Raw genomic sequence first — 17236 nt, 5'->3', positions numbered from 1 at the left:
TAGGCGTGCGTGCTGCGCGGTGCGGGGCGGCCGGCTGGCTTTTTTATGGCAGACGCCGTGGTTGGATGCGCCCGCGGCTCATATCGGTGATCCGTGCCTGCGCTTCGTCGACCAGACTTTCGGGCAGGCCCAGTACCAGCGACACGCCGGTAGCATCGAACGCCTCGTGCTCGATCTGTGCCATCCAATCCTTGAGCCGTGCCTTGAGCAGGGCCAGTTCGCCGAACTCGCAATGCAGCGCGAGCTGCGCCATCGCCACGATCGGCGTACGCGGTGCACGGCGCAGGCATTCGGCCGCACTGCCGCCGTACGCGCGTACCAAGCCGCCCGCGCCAAGCTTGATGCCGCCATACCAGCGCGTCACGACCACCACCGCGCGGTCGATACCTTGTCCTTCGATCGCCTGCAGGATCGGACGCCCCGCGGTACCGCCGGGCTCGCCGTCGTCATTGAAGCGATAGTCCTGACCGATACGGTAGGCCCAGCAGTTGTGCGTGGCGGCCGGGTCGCTCACCTGGCGCACGAAGGCGAGTGCGTCATCGGCCTTGGTTACCGGTGCGGCCTGGGCGAGGAAGCGGCTTTTCTTGATCTCTTCGGCGTGCTGGCAAATAGCGTCGAGCGTGTACAGCGTGTCGCTCATGGTTGCAGCAGTTGGTCGCGCAGGTCGGCGGGCAACTCGTAGTCGGGGTGATCGCGGTGGAAGTCGGCCAGCCGCTTGCGCGCATCGTCGCGCTGGTTGCTGGCGAAAAGGCTGCGGATTTTCTGCAACTCCTGCTCGGGCGTAGCGGCCTTGTCGAAGCTCATGTCGTTAACCGGCGCAGGAGCGGGCATAGCTTGCTCCGCCATGGGTGGCGGAGCCATCGGAGCGGGCATCGCCTGCGTAGGCATCGGCGCAGCGGATTTGCGTGCAGGTGCGGACTGCGAGCTGGCTCCAGCTTGCTGGAAGGCACGTTCGACCTGCGCGGCCCGATCCGCGACGGCCGGTGCCGCCTCGGGCGCTGCTTTCATTGCCGCGTCGGCCTGTCGATCCACGATTTCCGAAGGTGGTGCGGGCGGTGCGGGTGGGGCAGGAGGAGGCGCCGGTACCGGGTTGCTGCTTGCCTCCTCTACCAATGGGGGCTGCGGTCGTACCATTTGTTTGTGCTGCGCCAGAGCCTTCGGAGATGGGATCTTGGCTGGCTCGGGCGGCGCGATGATTTTCGGCGGTGCCTGCAACGATGGACTTGACCGTAACGCCGTTCGCTCGTGATCCACCGAAGGTAGTGCTTGCGTCGCCACCGTCTGTGCCTCGTGCTGCGCTGCGGCCTCACGAAGTTCGTCCTGTTTGCTCGGCAATTGCCCCATACGCCAAGCCAGGCCAGCGGCGACAACCAATGCCGCGGCACTACTCAGCGCGACAGGCCAACGTGCACGTCGGTGTACGGCGACCGCCGGCTTCACCGCTTCGGCCGCTGCCCGACGCACGGCGGCATCGAGCGCGGCGGGCGGCTCGATGGTCGGCAGCTTGCGGTACAGCGAAGACAGTTCGTCTTCGCCGGGCAGGCGTTCGTCGTCGGGGGCGTGTGGCGTCGTCATTCGGCCAGCTGTTCGCGCAGTCGGTTCATGGCATAGCGCAGTCGCGATTTAACCGTTTCGCGGCCGGCACCGGTGATCTGGGCGATTTCCTCCAGGCTCAAGTCGTTTTCCAGCCGCAGCAGCACGGCAGTACGTTGCTCATCGGGCAGTTGTTCGATTGCCAGTTGCAGGCGTCGGCGGTGCTCGAAATCGGATAGAGCGTGTTCGGGCTGTTCGTGTTCCGGGATCTCATACCGGGCCAGCGCCAGCTCGGCTTCTTCGCCCTCGGCCAGTGGGCGCTTGCGGCGGTAGCTGTCGATCAGCAGATTGTGGGCGATCTGCAGCAACCAGGTGCTGAATTTGGCCTGTGCCTGGTAACGCACCCGGGCGGCGATCACCCGGCTCCAGGTGTCCTGGAACAGCTCCTCCGCAGTACTGCGGTCGCGAGCGGCCCGCAACAGGAAGCCGAAAAGCTTGGCACGATGACGCGCATACAAAGCCTCGAAGGCGGCTACGTCGCCTTGCGCATAGGCCAGCATCAGCGTTGCATCCTCGTCCACGGCGACATCCATGGCATAGAGGTTAAGGGAAAGTGTAGGGAAGGTGCCAGATGGCACCGCCGTTTACGGAATCACGCTCCCCGGCGTCGGCTCCCTGAAGTCCCGTGGCGTCAGCACTTGCGTCAGCCGAAAAATGCCTTCGCGCACCTTGCGCGGCATCACCACATCCAGCACCGTGGTCTGATGAGGCCCCAGCACGTCCATCAGGTCGTCGCCTTGCTGCATGCTGGCCGCCGCGTGGTGTACCAGACCGGTGAGGTCGGCCGGTTGCATGTTGACGCTGTACGGCCGATGCGCCTGGACGGCGGTGCGCAGCGTCTTACGGCCGTCGCGGGGATCGGCGATGCGTTCGCTGCCGGCGAGCAGCGCATGGTTCAAGAACATCGAGATCACATGCCGCGCACGCGAATTGGCCTGTCTGTCCAGCATGAAGCCCTGCGGCATCCAGTCCGGGTTCGGCGGCGTACCCGCTTCCAACAGGAAACGACTGTCCACCAGAGGCTCATCGGCTTCGTCCGTCAGGCGCACGATCAACAGGCTGCGCGGATCGTGGATATGTACACGCGGCGAAAACGGGCCGACCGGTTCCAGCTCGACCGGCTCCTGGTTGCGCGTGGCGTTTTCCTTGTCGAAGTCGTTGCACAGCGCGGCGTAACCGGTTGCGTCGGAGATACGCAGGCAGCGCACGATGCTATCGACCGTGTGATCCCCGGCCGCGGTCATGATGCCGGACGTATCGCCCGAGTGCGATGCATCGGGAATCAGCTTGAATGCACTGCGTGGTGCCTGGGTGACGTTGAGCGCCAACGTGTCCGCGCTGTTGCGCGTCAGCACCGCGTGCTGCGCATTGAGGTTGGCGGCAGCGACGCGTATCACGCCATCGGAACCATCCTCGCCGGTATAGCTGTTGATGTGATCGTAGAGCGTGCGATCGGGGCGGTCGCCGGTCAGCACGAACTGGAACTGCCCACGTGCTGCCGGATCGTCGCCATGGATGTGGTCGAGGTTCAACGACAGCGACTCGGCGCTGCCCAGTTCCAGCCAGTCGAGTATCCGCTGGCCCGGTTCGACGTGATTCGACCATGACTTCAATTTGCCCAGGCTGCCCTTGCCCAATTGCGCCAGCGCCGAACCGAAATTCGCCGGTGCCAGCATGACCAGATGACTGAGCCGGATCGTGCTGTGCGCACCCGGCCGCTCGCGTTGAGCGCGCAGCCATTCGCGCACCACCGGGCCGCCGGTGGAGTGGGCGACGCAGGCAAAGCGGCTGTCGAGCAGATGCAGGTCGCGTAGTGCGTGATCGAAGCCACGCACCAGATCGCCCATGGTGACGGTGTCATCAAAGCTCACATATTCGGAAAGCCACAGGTCGGCAATCGTCAACCCCAGGCCGGCAGCCGCGGCTCGCTGCTGCACCCGCGTGGGAAGCTCGCCATAGGTGGATGTATTGGTAACGCTCCAGCCGTGCACGAAAACCAGCGTGGTCATGATTCGACTCCTTGCCTGGGCCGAAGTATCGCGCGATCGGATGACAGCCTGTTCGACGTATGTCGCATCAGGCGGCTAAGCTGATAGCAACAACGAGGGAATATCCATGATTCTTGGCATCTGCGCCTGCTTGCTGATCGTCGGTCTGTTGCTGCGCCGTTGGCGTTGGTCTCGCACGGGCACGGCCGCGCTATGGCTGTCCGTGTTGCTGGTGGTGCTGGCCGGTTGCGGGCCGCTTCCGCGCTGGTTGATGAGCGGGCTGCAGTCACCTTACGCCCTGCGTACCGATGCCGATTGGGCTCAGCGCAATGCCATTGTCTTGCTCGGGGCGGGTACGGAGCGAGTGAGCGGCGACGACATCGAACCGACCCTGTTTGCCTATGGCCGCATCGATACCGCCGCCGAGCTCTATCGTTCCTGCCACCTGGCCGATCGCGATTGCAAAGTGCTGGTCAGCGGTGGGGATCCGCAGCATCACGGTGTGGCCGAGGCGGTGGTGTATGGCAAGGTGCTGGAGCGACTGGGTGTGCCGGCGAGCGATCAGATCATCGAGCCGCGAAGTGCGAGCACCTGGCAGAACGCGCAGTTCAGTCGGCCGCTGCTGGACGGTTATCAACCCGAACGTACCTGGCTGGTGAGTTCAGGTTTGCATCTTCGTCGTAGCCTGGTTTATTTCGCACATTTCGGGATACGGCCGGAGCCGGTGCGTGGGGATTTTATGGGGGCTACGTTGAGTGTGTGGCCGTCTGCCTGGAATCTGGCGCTGACGGATGCGGCGTTGCATGAGTATGTTGGGGCTTGGCGGTATGACGTTTATGAGTTTATGGGGTGGAATGCGCCGAAGGTGAAGTAGGGTGCGATTGCCCCTCAGCTCGTCGTCCCGGCGGAGGCCGGGACCCAGTGACTGTCATGCTTGACGTGACTCTTCTACTTCGTCATTCCGGCGTAGGCCGGAACCCAGTGGCGTCAGTGTTTGGTTCTTGCCTGGATGCTTCGGCGACCTGGCCGCTTACGCAGCGGGCGTTTCACTCGCCTGCCGGCGAGCGAGTCACTTTCTCTTTGCTGGCCCACGCTTGCGCGTAGCGCATGCGAACGGCGAAGCCGGCCCGGAGGGCGGAGGACCTTTAGGTCCGGAGTAAAGAGAAAGTAACCCAAGAGAAATGGCCTTTGGAGCCAGAGCTCTGAGCAGCATTGAGAGATAAAACCGTTCGTACCGCCTACTCGAACCGACAGGGGACGCTTCTGGCGCTTCTGAGGTACGCCGAATCTGTGCGCGAGGCGTCGTGATGCTGAGGACTTAAGGTGTTCCCTCACTCTCGCCTACCCCTCTCGTCATTCCGGCGCAGGCCGGAATCTATTCTTCAGGCTCTCGCTCGTCAGATAACGTTTTGCTAGCGGAAACCTTGAGGAATAGGTTCCGGCCTGCGCCGGAATGACGAAGTAGGGAGGTTTGGGGCAAGGAGTGGGGTGGCGCTCTTACTTACTCCTCACTCCTCTCCACTCGCTCCTACCATCACAAATCCCGAATCACCATCAACCGCAACTCGCTCATATCATCGATCGCGTACTTCACGCCTTCGCGTCCAATGCCCGAATACTTCGCACCGCCATAGGGCATGTTGTCGACGCGGAAGCTCGGGATGTCATTGACGATCACGCCACCCTGATCGAGTTCGTTCCACGCGCGCATCGCATGATTGAGGCTGTCGGTGAAGATGCCGGCCTGCAGGCCATAGTCCGAGTCGTTGACCATCGCCACCACATCGTCGAATGTCTTGAATGGTGCGAGCAGGGCGAAGGGGCCGAAGACTTCCATGCGATTGACCTTGGCGCTTTCGGGTACGTTCTCCATCAACGTCGCTTCCAGCATCGCGCCGGTGCGCTTGCCGCCGCATAGCAGTTTGGCGCCGGCCTTGCGTGCTTCTTCGATCCAGTCGTGCAGGCGTGTCGCCGCGACTTCATCGATCATCGGGCCGATAAAGGTGTCTTTCTTTTTCGGGTCGCCGGATTTCAGTTTCTTGGTGGCGTTCACCAGCTTGCGCTTGAGTTCGTCGTAGATCGATTCGTGCACGTAGATGCGCTGCACGCTGATGCAGCTTTGCCCGGACTGGTAAAACGCACCGAAGATGATGCGTTCGACGACCTTGTCGAGTTTCGAGGCCTGGTCGGCATCGACGATGCAGGCCGCATTGCCGCCCAGCTCGAGCGTGACTTTCTTGTGGCCGGCCTTGGCTTTCAGGTCCCAGCCGATCTGGCTGCCGGTAAAGGACAGCAGCTTGAAGCGTGGATCTTCGACCAGCGGCGAGGCATGTTTGCCGTCCAGGTTGAGGATCGAAAAGGCGCCCTTGGGCAGGTCGGTTTCGGCCAGGATTTCACCGATGATCAGCGAGCCGATCGGCGTGCGTTCGGCCGGTTTGAGCACGAACGGACAACCCGCGGCGATCGCTGGGGCGACCTTGTGCGCGACCAGGTTCAACGGGAAATTGAACGGCGTGATGAACGACACCGGCCCCAGCGGCACACGCTTGGTATAGCCGTGATAGCCGTCAAGACGCTTGGCGATTTCCAGGTTGATGGTTTCGCCGTTGATGCGCACGGCCTCTTCGGCGGCGATGCGGAAGGTTTCGATCAGGCGGGTGACTTCACCGTCGGAATCCTTGATCGGCTTGCCGGCTTCGACGCAAAGCGCATAGGCCAGCTCCTCGCGGCGCGCTTCGAAACGATCGGCGCAATGCTGCAACACGGCCTGGCGTGCCCACGGCTTGAACTCGCGCATCGGTACGGTTGCTTTCACCGCCGCGGCAATGGCTTTTTCCACCGCCGCCGCATCGGGCACGGCGACGCGGGTGGCGCGCTTGCCGGTGTACTTGTCCGTTACGTCCATCATTTCCTTGGACGTCTGTGCCTTGTTGGCCAGGTAGTAGGGGTAGCTTTTCTCAAGCATGGAAGACTCCGGATCAGACCGCGGCGCTGAGCTCGCGGATCTCTTCGTTGAGGATGCGATGGTTTTCCGAGTAATCGATCATCAGGTCGATCAGATGCACGCCACCCTGGTCGAAGGCGCGTTGCAAGATCGGCAGAAACTCGGCGGCACTCTGCGGGCGATGGCCATGTGCACCATGCGCTTGGGCAAAGGCAACGAAATCGGGGTTGCCCAGTTGCATGCCGTAGTCGGCGTAACCCATTTCGGCCTGCTTCCAGCGGATCATGCCGTAGGCATCGTCGCGCAGCAGCAGGATGACCAGATCGAGCTTGAGGCGAATCGCTGTCTCCAGCTCCTGTGCGTTCATCATGAAACCGCCGTCGCCGCAGATCGCCATGACCTTGCGATGCGGATAGACCATCTTGGCCGCCATCGCCGAGGGCAGGCCGGCGCCCATCGTGGCCAGTGCGTTGTCGAGCAGCACGGTATTGGGCTGGCGTGCGCGGTAATAGCGCGCATACCAGATCTTGTACATGCCGTTGTCCAGGCACAGCACGCCGTCGTCAGGCATGAACTGGCGCGTGATGTCGACGATGCGTACCGGATGCATCGGGAAACGATCGTCGTCGCTGTACTGCTTGAGCTGCAGATGAAACGCCTTGCGCACCTTGTCGAAATAGGTGAAGTCCCAGTGCTCCTGCTTGCTCAGCGCATCGGTCAGCCGCTCGACGGTATGGGCGATGTCGCCGACCACCTCGATCTGCGGGAAGTACACGGTGTCGACTTCCGCGGACGAGAAGTTGATATGGATAACCGTGCGCCGTCCCTTGTGCATGAAGAACGGCGGTTTCTCGACCACGTCATGGCCGACATTGATCACCACATCGGCGGCGTCGATGGCGCGATGCACGAAATCGCCATCGGACAGCGCAGCGTTGCCAAGCCAAAGTGGATGCGCCTCGTCGATCACGCCCTTGCCCATCTGGGTGGTAAAGAACGGAATACCGAGCTTGTCGATGAAAGCGCGCAGGGCGACAGTAGTGCGTTGACGGTTGGCTGCGGCACCGATCATCAGGATCGGATGCCGGGCGCTGTTGATCGCTTCGGCCGCCTGCACCAGTGCCGCATCATCGGGCGACGGGCGGCGAGCGTATTCGGTCGGCAGCAGGATGACTTCGTCCACTTCGTCGCGTGCGATGTCTTCGGGCAGCTCCAGGTGCACGGCGCCGGGGCGTTCTTCTTCGGCGCGGCGAAACGCTTCGCGCACGCGTGCCGGAATGGTCGGTGCGGAGACCAGTTGGCGGGTGTACTTGGTCAGCGGCTGCATCATGTCGACCACGTCGACCAGCTGAAACAGGCCCTGTTTATGCGTGCGGATCGGCTTCTGACCGGTAATCATCAGCATCGGCATGGCGCCGAGCTGGGCATAGGCCGCGGCCGTCACCAGATTGGTGGCGCCGGGTCCGAGCGTGGATAACGCAACACCCGCTTCGCCGGTCAGCCGGCCCCAGGTCGCTGCCATGAAGCCGGCGGCCTGTTCGTGGCGGGTAACGATCAGGCGAATCGATGATTCGCGCAGTGCTTCGACAAAATCGAGGTTTTCTTCGCCGGGAACGCCGAAGATGCTGTGGACACCTTCGGCCTCGAGAGCCTTTACGAACAACGCAGCCGCTTTCATTCGTCACTCCATTCTTAAACAGCGTTCTCTTAAACAGCGTTCAAGCAACGGCCAAGAATGCAATCAGTCGCGTTCAGTCGATGTGAGATCGTCCACCACGCGTAGATTCAGTTCACCGTCGGCCAGCCGTGCACGTACCTCGGCCGCGGGTTCGACTCCCGCCACCGAACGCAATACATGTCCTTGCGCGTCAAACAGGATCGAATAACCACGATCGAGTGTTGCCAGGGGGCTGACCGCATGCATCGTCCGGCCGGCCTGGTCGAGTGCCTGGCGACGGCGTTCCAGGATGCGCACGATCGCGCGACGCAGGCGCAAGTCCTGCTCAGCTAGCCGCCGCTGCAACAGGGGCAATTGCTGGCGTGGATGGCGAGCCAGCAACCGGGCATGCAGGCGTTCCAGCCGACGCTGCCGCTGCTGGCCGCGCTCGCGTTGCACCGCATGCAGGCGGCGCAAGAGATGCGTCAGCCGTTCGCGGTCACGTGCCAGGCGCGCCTGCGGACGCTGTGCCTGCAGACGCGCATACAGATGATCGCTGCGCTGACTCAGCGTATGCAGCCGGCGCTGTTGCAGCGAACCTAAGCGCTGCTGCAGTTGGCGAAGATGACGCAGGCTGGCAGCGCGATCGGGTACCAGCAATTCGGCGGCTGCCGAAGGTGTCGGCGCGCGCAGGTCGGCGACGAAATCGGCGATCGAGAAATCCACTTCATGCCCGACGGCCGAAACCACGGGTACGTCACTGGCGTAAATCGCCCGCGCGACGTTCTCGTCGTTGAAGGCCCAGAGGTCTTCGAGCGATCCGCCGCCGCGGGTCAACAGCAGTACGTCGTAACGGCCACTGCGGGAGGCTTTGCGCAACATCGCGGTAATTGCCGACGGTGCTTCACGTCCCTGTACAGGTACGGGCAACACCTCCACGTCGACCAGCGGCCAGCGACGCGACAGCACACTCAGCACATCGCGAATCGCCGCGCCGGTCGCCGAGGTAATCACGCCGATGCGACGTGCGTAGTGGGGCAGGGGGCGCTTGTGTTCCTGGTCGAACAGTCCTTCGGCGCCGAGCTGCGTCTTCAGCCGTTCGAATTCCCGGCGCAATGCACCTTCGCCGGCCGGCTCCATCTGTTCGGCGACCAGCTGAAATTCGCCGCGGGGCTCGTAAAGGCCGACACGTGCGCACAACAGCACATGCATGCCGTCGACCGGCTTGAAGGTGAGCCGCGTGGTCTTGGGACGGAACATCGCGCAACGCACCTGGGCGTCGCTGTCCTTGAGCGTGAAATAGAGATGCCCGGAAGCCGGGCGCGCCACATTCGACAGCTCGCCCTCGATCCACACCAGCGGCAGCGCGTCTTCCAGCAGGCCGCGCACCAGCCGGTTCAGCGAGCTGGGGGTGAGAATCTGCCGTGGCGGGGCGCCGCCTTGGTCGTTGAAGTCGTCGGGGCTGTGCATGAAAGCGCGAGACTAGCACGATTGCGCGGCCGAGCCGATGCTCACCGTAGTGTTATTGAACAGCGACTTACATGGCTTAGTTAAAGCATTGATTCAGGAGGCGTCGGGATGATCTTCGGCTTCCTGCAGGCGCCGCCGGTGTCGCCGGCGCATCCGCCAGGTACGGATGCCCAGGTTGAGCGCGAACCAGGCAGCGAAGAGGCCGACCGGCCAGCCGATCACGGCCGGCCAAAGGATCGCCACAACCGCGACGACCGCCAGCACCAGGGTGCCCAATAACAAGGGGCCGGTCTCCGTATCGCCCAATACCCTGCGGTTGCTCAAGGCCGCACCGACACTGTTGGCCAGCCGCAATGCACCGGCCGCCGCGCGACTCGAACTGCCACTACGTTCACCGGGCCGTCGCCGTGGGCGCGGTTGACTGCGACGGATGCTTTCGGCGGCCGTACGCCGACGCCGTGGCAAGAGCACGATCTCGGTGGCGTTGCCCAGATCCCGTTCGTATTGCTCGGCCAGTTGCGTGGCAAAGCCGGCGTCTTCCACCGCGACATCGATCTCGCGATTGTTCAACCAGCTGGCGACGTTGAGATTGGACGAGCCGACGCGTCCCCAACGGGCATCGGCCACCGCGGTCTTGGCATGCAGCATCGAGCCGTTCCATTCGAAGACGCGGATGCCGGCTTTCAACAAGGGGCGGTAACCGGAACGCGACATGCCGGCCACCAACGGAATATCGCTGCTGCCCGGTACCAGCAGGCGGACGTCCACGCCGTCCTGCGCCGCCGCGGCCAGGGCTTGCACATACGGTGCGACGCCGACGAAATACGCGTCGGTCAGCCATAACGACTTGCGCGCCATGGCCGCTATCTGCTGGTCCAGGCGATACATGCCGGCGGTGGCCGGTTGCGTGGCGATGACACGCAGTTCGACGTTGCCTGCTTCTTCAATCTGGCTGGGCAGGAAGCTTGGCAGCGGTGAGCCCATGCTGCTCCAGCTTTGCGCAAACGCCTGCTCCAGCTCGGCCACCGCCGGCCCGCGCAACATCACGCCGGTGTCGCGCCAGGGTTCGATGCCGCGCTTGGCATCGCCCAACCATTTGGCGCTGATGCACACGCCCGACAGCGAGCCGATACGCCCGTCGACCACCAATAACTTGCGGTGGTCGCGGCTGATCCAGCCGAGCGGTTCGCCGAGCTTCGGCGGGTTGAACACACGGACCTGGCCGCCCGCTGCGCGCAACGGTTCCCAGAACCGGGCACGCGACTGACCCAGGCAGCCCATCCAGTCGCATACCACCGCCACCAGCACGCCTTGCCGTGCGCGTTCGACCAGGGCGTCGAGGAAGGCGCGGCCGACCTCGTCGTCACGAATGATGTAGTTCTCCAGCAGCACCCGTTCGCGTGCACCGCGGATGGCCGCCAGCCATGCCTCGTAATGCGCCGCGCCGTCGATCAACAGCTCGATCGCGTTGCCGCCCAGCAATGGCGCACCGGCCGCCCGGCTGAGGGCCTGCTCGGCCAGCAGGCGTTGGCTTGAAAGAGATTGGTTTGGTGACGCGGGAATCTGAGCTGACATGAAGCTGAGTGTAGGGGACCGGTGGGTATGCGCAATGTCGCTGGCTTCTGTCATGATCGCGCCATGTCGATCACCCATCGTCACACGGATACGGAACTCTGTGCGCTGGACATCATGGCGCGACTGGGCTCGACGCTGCGTATCGCCGCGCCCCTGGGACTGGGCAAGCCGCATGGGCTGTTGAATGCGCTGTATCGACTGACCGCCAACGACGCGTCCTGCTCGATGCGCCTGTACACGGCACTTTCACTGACCCGCCCCCGACCCGCGCCGGGTCTGGAAGCACGCTTCCTGCAACCGTTTCTCGATCGCCATTTCGGCGAGGATTTCGAAGATCCGGCCTATGCGGTCGACCAGGCGCGCAACGCCTTGCCCGGCAATGTCGCCGTGCACGAGTTCTATATGCAGTCCGGTGCGTTGTTGCATTCCAACAGTGCGCAGCGCGACTACATCAGCCAGAACTACACCCATGTTGCACGCGACCTGGTGGAGCAGGAGATCAACCTGCTGGTGCAATTGGTTGCCCGCCGCGATACGCCCGAGGGGCCGCGCTACAGCCTCTCGTGCAACCCGGACCTGACGCTGGATTTTCTCGCCCGCATCAAGGCCAGCGGCAAGCCCCGGCCCTTGTGTGTCGCGGTGGTGCATCCGCAGTTGCCTTATATGGGTGGCGATGCCGAGGTGCCTGCGGAGTTCTTCGATATCGAACTGACGCCGTCGCACTCGCCGCGATTGTTCGCGCTGCCGCGCGCGCAGGTGGATGTCGCCGAATATGCGCTTGGCATACATGCCAGTGCCTTGATCAAGGACGACGGCTGCCTGCAGATCGGTATCGGCACCTTGTCCGATGCGCTGGTCAAGGCGCTGATGTTGCGCCAGCAAGAAAATGTGCACTGGCGCCGCGCGCTGGTTGCGCTGGATACATCACGCGTCACGCACAAGCTGGCCGCGCGCGGCGGTGGCCTGGCGCCTTTCGTGCGGGGCCTGTACGGCGCGAGCGAGATGGTGATGGATGGCTTCATGCAGCTGGCGCGCGTGGGCATTCTCAAGCGTCGCTCCTGGGACACGCTGGCACTGGAACGCGCCTCGGCCGAAGGGCGCCTGGATTCGCACACGCCGGGCGGGCATTACCTGCGCGGCGCTTTTTTTCTCGGTTCGCGCGAACTGTACGAGTGGCTGCATGCGACCGAGCAAGGCGATCCGGATGCGATCGACATGTGCCGCGTCTCCAACGTCAACCAGTTGTATGGCGATCATCAGGCACTGGCCACGCTGCAGCGGCGCGGCGCACGTTTCTTCAATACCTGCATGATGGCCACCTTGCTCGGTTCGGCGGTGTCGGACGGACTCGACGACGGCCATGTCGTCAGCGGCGTCGGCGGGCAGTACAACTTTGTCGCGATGGCGCACGAGTTGCCGGAGGGGCGTTCGATCCTGTTGCTGCGTTCGACCCGTCGCGTGCGCGGCACGGTGCAGTCCAATATCCGCTGGAACTACGGCCACACGACGATCCCGCGTCATCTGCGCGATATCTTCGTCACCGAATACGGCGTGGCCGACTTGCGCGGCAAGACCGACAGCGAATGCATCGAGGCGATGCTTGCGATCACCGACGCGCGTTTTCTCGATGCGCTTTGTGCGGAGGCCAAATCCAACGGCAAGCTCGCGGCCGACTTTCAGATTCCGGAAAAATGGCGTCGCAACACGCCGGAAAATCTGCGCGAGGCGTTGGATCCTTTGCGGCGTAAGGGCCTGTTACCGGAGTTTCCGTTCGGTTCCGATTTCACTGAAGTCGAGCGGCAATTGCTTCCTGCCTTGTCCTGGTTGAAATCCTCCAGCGATAGTTTGCGCGGCAAGTGGGGATTGGTGCGTGCCGCGTTACGGCCGGGCGAGTTCATGCCGGGCGAAGACGAGGCGCTGCAGCGGATGGATCTGGCCGATCCGCATGGGTTGGGTATCAAGGGTCGTATCGAGCGGAGGCTGCTGGTGGCCGCTTTGCGCCGCAATGCGTCCAGGCAGGCAACCGCCTCAACGCAACAGGCGAGCTCTGCCGCTGGCCCCCCGAAATAGCCGGGTTTTCCTCAGTTTTTCATCGTCGCCCCGGCGAAGGCCGGGGCCCAGCGACTTTCATGCGTTGAACCGTAAGGCACTGGATCCCGGCCTTCGCCGGGATGACGAGTAGGAAGGGCTTTTGGGAAACTTCCCAAAGCCGCTCCCAGTGAAGGCGCTTTGTCATGAAGCCCCCGCCGCCATGAAGTATCCTTGACACCCCAGCCGCCGCCCTGTTGGCAGCTCCAGCCTCCGGTTATTTCGTACATGAGCGTGATCGACCAGCGTTCCACCCTCTTGGCCGCCACGGCCGAACCCGAGCCGCGCCGTCCCAGTGTCGGCGTGCAGATCGGCAAGGTCATCGTCGGTGGCGGTGCACCCATCGTGGTCCAGTCGATGACCAATACCGACACCGAGGACCCGGCCAGCACCGCCAAGCAGATTGCCGAGCTGGCGCGCGCAGGTTCCGAACTGGTGCGCATCACGGTCAATACGCCGGCCGCCGCCGCTGCCGTGCCGCGCATTCGCGAACGCCTGGAAATGATGGGTGTGAACGTGCCGATCATCGGCGACTTCCACTACAACGGCCACCAACTGCTCGAAGCCGAGCCGGCCTGTGCCGAAGCATTGGCGAAGTACCGCATCAACCCGGGCAACGTCGGCTTCGGCAAGAAGAAAGACAGCCAGTTCGCCGCGATCATCGAAAAGGCGATCCAGTACGGCAAGCCCGTGCGCATCGGTGCCAACTGGGGTTCGCTCGACCAGAGCATGGTCGCAACCTTGATGGACGAGAATGCACTACGCGCACAGCCCTGGGACGCGGCGCATGTCGCACGCGAAGCCCTGATCCGTTCGGCGCTCGACTCGGCGGCGCGTGCCGAAGAAATCGGGTTGGCGCGCGACCGCATCATCCTGTCGTGCAAGGTCTCGGGCGTGCAGGAACTGATCGCGGTGTATCGCGACCTGGCCGCGCGTTGCAACTACGCCTTGCACCTGGGTCTGACCGAAGCGGGCATGGGCTCGAAAGGCATTACTGCCTCCAGCGCCGCACTTGCCGTGCTGATGCAGGAAGGCATTGGCGACACCATTCGTATTTCGTTGACGCCCGAACCGGGCGGGGCACGCACGGGCGAAGTCATCGTCGCTCAGGAACTACTGCAGACGATGGGCCTGCGTGCATTCACACCCTTGGTTACCGCGTGCCCGGGCTGCGGCCGTACCACCAGCGAATTTTTCCAGGAGCTGGCCAAGACGGTGCAGGAGCACGTGCGCGAGAAAATGCCCGAGTGGCGCGTCAAATACGACGGTGTGGAAAACCTCACCCTCGCAGTGATGGGTTGCGTGGTCAACGGCCCGGGCGAATCCAAGCACGCCAATATCGGCATCTCCTTGCCGGGTAATGGCGAGGCTCCCTCGGCGCCGGTGTTTATCGATGGCGAGAAGGCGATGACCTTGCGTGGCGATAACATCGCCGCGGAATTCGTCGGCATCCTCGACAACTACGTTGCCAGCAAATACGTCGCACGCGGTGCCTGAGTGACTCGCGTCGACGATAAAGAGCAAGCCATCGTCGACGTCTGGCACGGCAATGCCGTGCCCTGGACGCGTGCCGTTCGCGAACAAACCATCGAAAGTCGCAGGCTGGTAACCGACGAAGCCATCGTGCGCGCGGTGCTTGCCCAGGCACCACGTCGTGTACTCGACGTCGGTTGCGGCGAAGGCTGGCTGGCGCATCGCCTGAGCAAGGCCGGATTGCAGGTGACCGGTGTGGATACCGTGCCCGAGCTGCTCGCCGCGGCACGCACACAGGGCGGCGATTTTCGCGAGCTTTCCTATGCGGATCTTGCCGCCGGTGTGTTGCCCGAACGCTTCGACGCAGTGATCTGCAATTTTTCCTTGCTGGGCAAGGCGTCAGTCGAGGACTTGCTCAAGGCCATGCCGGCCATGCTGCAGCCGGGTGGCGTCTTGCTGATCCAGACCCTGCATCCCTTGGCCGACAGCAGCGCCCTCTACCTGGATGGTTGGCGCGACGGCTCCTGGGCAGGTTGTGGCGATGGCTTCGGTCAGGCTGCTCCGTGGTACTTCCGGACGCTGGCGGGGTGGCAGGCCAGTTTCGCCGCGGCGGGCTTGTATATCTCAGCACTGGATGAGCCACTGCACCCTCATACGGGTCGTCCTGCCTCGATCGTGTTCATGCTCAAGGCCACCACTCAAGTTTCGGCGTGACCTGCCGGACTCGCACAACGCGCTCAGATGAGGTAATAAGCCGTAGGGCTACCTTGGGGCGCAGAGGGTGGCTCGGGCTCGCCGTGACAAGCGGCGGTTCGACAGGGGGCTGACGCCGCGGAGGACATCCGGAGTGACGATCAAGCCGCAACTGCGTATTGCGTTGATTTACGTCATCGTATCGGTGCTGTGGATCTGGCTATCCGATCGGTTGCTGGTGGCCGTCTTGCACGACCGGTACCTGTTTTATCGGGTCATGGTTCTCAAGGGCTCGATCTTTGTCGTATGCACCGGCGTACTGATCTACTGGCTGGTTTCGCGCGATATGCGCCGCATGGATCGGGTCAACCAGCGGCTGCGCGATGGCCATCTGCAGTCACTGCGGGTGCTGGTCTCGGCCATGGACATCCGGCACAAGGAAACCAGCGACCACTCCGAGCGTGTCATGCGCATGGCCACCGGGCTGGCGAGGCTTGCCGGCATACGCGGACAGGCGCTGCGCAATCTTCGTTTCGGTGCCTTGTTGCACGACATCGGCAAGCTGGCCTTGCCCGATAGCGTATTGGTCAAGGCTGGCCCGCTCACCCCGGACGAAATGGCGGTGATGCGCACCCACACGCGCATCGGTCATGAGATGTTGCGGCAGATCGAGTTTCTGCGTGACGCCACCGATATCCCGTTCGCGCATCATGAACGCTGGGACGGTGCCGGTTATCCGCAAGGCTTGAGCGGGGAAATGATTCCACTGGCGGCGCGGGTCTTCAGTGTGGTGGATGTATGGGACGCACTCAGCCATCCGCGCGTGTACAAGCCCGCGTGGCCGGAAGACCAGGTCATCGACTATTTGCGTAATGCCGCCGGCAGCCAGCTCGATCCGCACCTGGTGAAACTTTTCCTTGCGCACTATGACGAGCTGGTCCTGCTGGGTACTAATGAGGTTCCCGAATCGCTCTCGGTCCAGTGATCAGATGGCGTCGCCAGCGACCAGGCCTTCGTCGCACAGGCGAGCCACCAACTGCGGCGTGAATTCCGACCAGTTACCCGGCTGGCCAGGCAGGTGATTGAGCTGCGCCACCACGCGCAGGAACTGCGCACGCGGGTATTCCACGGCACCCATGCTCAGCAGATGCGGGTTGGTGACCTGGGCATCGATCAGTGGAAAATCCCAGCCCCGCAGCAGCCGCGCCAGGGCGATCAAGGCCAGCTTGGAGCCACCGCTCTCGCGGCTGAACATCGATTCGCCACAGAACAGCCGCCCCACCGCGACACCGTAGACACCGCCGACCAGCCGCTCGCCATCCCACACTTCCACGCTATGCGCATGGCCGGTCTTATGCAGCGCCGCATAGGCCTGGACCATGGCCGGAATGATCCAGGTCCCGATCTGCCCGGGCCGCGGCGAGGCGCAGGCTTCGACCACCTCACGGAACGCATGGTCGATGGTGACGCGCCAGCGTTGGCGCCCCAGCAGCCGTCGCAGGCTGCGGTTGGCGTGCAGTTCGGCGGTATGAAAAACGCAGCGCGGATCGGGCGACCACCACAGAATCGGTTCGTCGTCGTTGAACCACGGAAAGATGCCCTGCGAATACGCGGCCAACAACCGGCGCGGTGACAGGTCGCCGCCAAACGCCAATAGCCCATTAGGCTCGCGCAGCGCATTGCGCGGGTTGGGAAAGCGCTCCGGCCGCGTGCTGTCGAGTAGGGGCAGGGTGAGCGTTGCTGACATGGGGCTTA

General features: G+C 63.3%; 14 protein-coding genes. 5 read left to right on the top strand and 9 right to left on the bottom strand.

Annotated features, from left to right (window positions below; genetic code table 11):
• Nucleotides 1-43: 43 nt before the first annotated feature.
• From ACZ6WW_RS16700 to ACZ6WW_RS16685, 4 genes are read right to left on the bottom strand one after another with little or no spacing between them, the layout of a single operon-like run.
• The gene (locus ACZ6WW_RS16700) at nucleotides 44-640 is read right to left on the bottom strand and encodes an IMPACT family protein (RefSeq protein ID WP_465275208.1); all 597 of its coding nucleotides are present in this window, start codon (nucleotides 638-640) and stop codon (nucleotides 44-46) included.
• Nucleotides 637-1575, bottom strand: a complete 939-nt coding sequence (locus ACZ6WW_RS16695; protein ID WP_465275207.1) for a hypothetical protein — start codon at nucleotides 1573-1575, stop codon at nucleotides 637-639. Before ACZ6WW_RS16695 ends, ACZ6WW_RS16700 begins: the two co-directional genes overlap by 4 nt.
• A complete protein-coding gene (locus ACZ6WW_RS16690; protein WP_465275206.1) occupies nucleotides 1572-2126 on the bottom strand; it encodes an RNA polymerase sigma factor in 555 nt (184 codons plus the stop codon). Before ACZ6WW_RS16690 ends, ACZ6WW_RS16695 begins: the two co-directional genes overlap by 4 nt.
• 51 nt (nucleotides 2127-2177) lie before the next feature.
• On the bottom strand, nucleotides 2178-3602 hold the full coding sequence (locus ACZ6WW_RS16685; protein WP_465275205.1) for a lipase family protein: 1425 nt from the start codon (nucleotides 3600-3602) through the stop codon (nucleotides 2178-2180).
• Between the two features lie 106 nt (nucleotides 3603-3708).
• Between ACZ6WW_RS16685 and ACZ6WW_RS16680 the strand changes: the two genes are divergently transcribed.
• On the top strand, nucleotides 3709-4455 hold the full coding sequence (locus ACZ6WW_RS16680; protein WP_465275204.1) for a YdcF family protein: 747 nt from the start codon (nucleotides 3709-3711) through the stop codon (nucleotides 4453-4455).
• A 660-nt stretch (nucleotides 4456-5115) separates the two neighbouring features.
• Here ACZ6WW_RS16680 and ACZ6WW_RS16675 read toward each other — a convergent pair.
• From ACZ6WW_RS16675 to ACZ6WW_RS16660, 4 genes are all read right to left on the bottom strand, one after another.
• Nucleotides 5116-6546 (bottom strand): aldehyde dehydrogenase family protein, encoded by a 1431-nt coding sequence (locus ACZ6WW_RS16675; protein ID WP_465275203.1) that lies wholly within the window; start codon nucleotides 6544-6546, stop codon nucleotides 5116-5118.
• A 13-nt stretch (nucleotides 6547-6559) separates the two neighbouring features.
• Entirely contained in the window at nucleotides 6560-8203 is a 1644-nt protein-coding gene (locus ACZ6WW_RS16670) for an acetolactate synthase large subunit (RefSeq protein WP_465275202.1), read from the bottom strand.
• Between the two features lie 63 nt (nucleotides 8204-8266).
• A complete protein-coding gene (gene xseA / locus ACZ6WW_RS16665) occupies nucleotides 8267-9652 on the bottom strand; it encodes an exodeoxyribonuclease VII large subunit (RefSeq protein WP_465275201.1) in 1386 nt (461 codons plus the stop codon).
• Nucleotides 9653-9745: 93 nt separating this feature from the next.
• Complete coding sequence (locus ACZ6WW_RS16660) at nucleotides 9746-11227, bottom strand: phospholipase D-like domain-containing protein (protein WP_465275348.1); 1482 nt, start codon at nucleotides 11225-11227, stop codon at nucleotides 9746-9748.
• Nucleotides 11228-11290: 63 nt separating this feature from the next.
• Here ACZ6WW_RS16660 and ACZ6WW_RS16655 point away from each other — a divergent pair, with 63 nt between their 5' ends.
• The 4 genes from ACZ6WW_RS16655 (at nucleotide 11291) to ACZ6WW_RS16640 (ending at nucleotide 16466) form a co-directional block, all read left to right on the top strand.
• On the top strand, nucleotides 11291-13297 hold the full coding sequence (locus tag ACZ6WW_RS16655; protein ID WP_465275200.1) for an acetyl-CoA hydrolase/transferase C-terminal domain-containing protein: 2007 nt from the start codon (nucleotides 11291-11293) through the stop codon (nucleotides 13295-13297).
• Between the two features lie 246 nt (nucleotides 13298-13543).
• The gene (gene ispG, locus ACZ6WW_RS16650) at nucleotides 13544-14812 is read left to right on the top strand and encodes a flavodoxin-dependent (E)-4-hydroxy-3-methylbut-2-enyl-diphosphate synthase (protein ID WP_465275199.1); all 1269 of its coding nucleotides are present in this window, start codon (nucleotides 13544-13546) and stop codon (nucleotides 14810-14812) included.
• Nucleotides 14813-15502: a class I SAM-dependent methyltransferase gene (locus ACZ6WW_RS16645; protein WP_465275198.1), complete on the top strand. Its 690-nt coding sequence runs from the start codon at nucleotides 14813-14815 to the stop codon at nucleotides 15500-15502.
• Between the two features lie 133 nt (nucleotides 15503-15635).
• Complete coding sequence (locus ACZ6WW_RS16640) at nucleotides 15636-16466, top strand: HD-GYP domain-containing protein (protein WP_465275197.1); 831 nt, start codon at nucleotides 15636-15638, stop codon at nucleotides 16464-16466.
• Here the strand turns inward: ACZ6WW_RS16640 and aat are convergent, their stop codons facing one another.
• Nucleotides 16467-17228 carry a leucyl/phenylalanyl-tRNA--protein transferase gene (gene aat / locus ACZ6WW_RS16635; RefSeq protein ID WP_465275196.1) on the bottom strand — a complete coding sequence of 254 codons (762 nt, stop codon included), beginning with the start codon at nucleotides 17226-17228 and terminating at the stop codon, nucleotides 16467-16469.
• Nucleotides 17229-17236: the final 8 nt, after the last annotated feature.

It is taken from the genome of Dyella sp. NPDC103356, from assembly GCF_055584465.1.
The sequence above is the reverse complement of the archived record's forward strand: the minus strand, read 5'-3'. Positions and strand labels throughout refer to the sequence as shown.

Coding starts and splice junctions, on each gene's coding strand:
- ACZ6WW_RS16700 (WP_465275208.1), bottom strand. CDS start 640: ATGAGCGACACGCTGTACACGCTCGACGCTATTTGCCAGCACGCCGAA.
- ACZ6WW_RS16695 (WP_465275207.1), bottom strand. CDS start 1,575: ATGACGACGCCACACGCCCCCGACGACGAACGCCTGCCCGGCGAAGAC.
- ACZ6WW_RS16690 (WP_465275206.1), bottom strand. CDS start 2,126: ATGGATGTCGCCGTGGACGAGGATGCAACGCTGATGCTGGCCTATGCG.
- ACZ6WW_RS16685 (WP_465275205.1), bottom strand. CDS start 3,602: ATGACCACGCTGGTTTTCGTGCACGGCTGGAGCGTTACCAATACATCC.
- ACZ6WW_RS16680 (WP_465275204.1), top strand. CDS start 3,709: ATGATTCTTGGCATCTGCGCCTGCTTGCTGATCGTCGGTCTGTTGCTG.
- ACZ6WW_RS16675 (WP_465275203.1), bottom strand. CDS start 6,546: ATGCTTGAGAAAAGCTACCCCTACTACCTGGCCAACAAGGCACAGACG.
- ACZ6WW_RS16670 (WP_465275202.1), bottom strand. CDS start 8,203: ATGAAAGCGGCTGCGTTGTTCGTAAAGGCTCTCGAGGCCGAAGGTGTC.
- xseA (WP_465275201.1), bottom strand. CDS start 9,652: ATGCACAGCCCCGACGACTTCAACGACCAAGGCGGCGCCCCGCCACGG.
- ACZ6WW_RS16660 (WP_465275348.1), bottom strand. CDS start 11,227: ATGTCAGCTCAGATTCCCGCGTCACCAAACCAATCTCTTTCAAGCCAA.
- ACZ6WW_RS16655 (WP_465275200.1), top strand. CDS start 11,291: ATGTCGATCACCCATCGTCACACGGATACGGAACTCTGTGCGCTGGAC.
- ispG (WP_465275199.1), top strand. CDS start 13,544: ATGAGCGTGATCGACCAGCGTTCCACCCTCTTGGCCGCCACGGCCGAA.
- aat (WP_465275196.1), bottom strand. CDS start 17,228: ATGTCAGCAACGCTCACCCTGCCCCTACTCGACAGCACGCGGCCGGAG.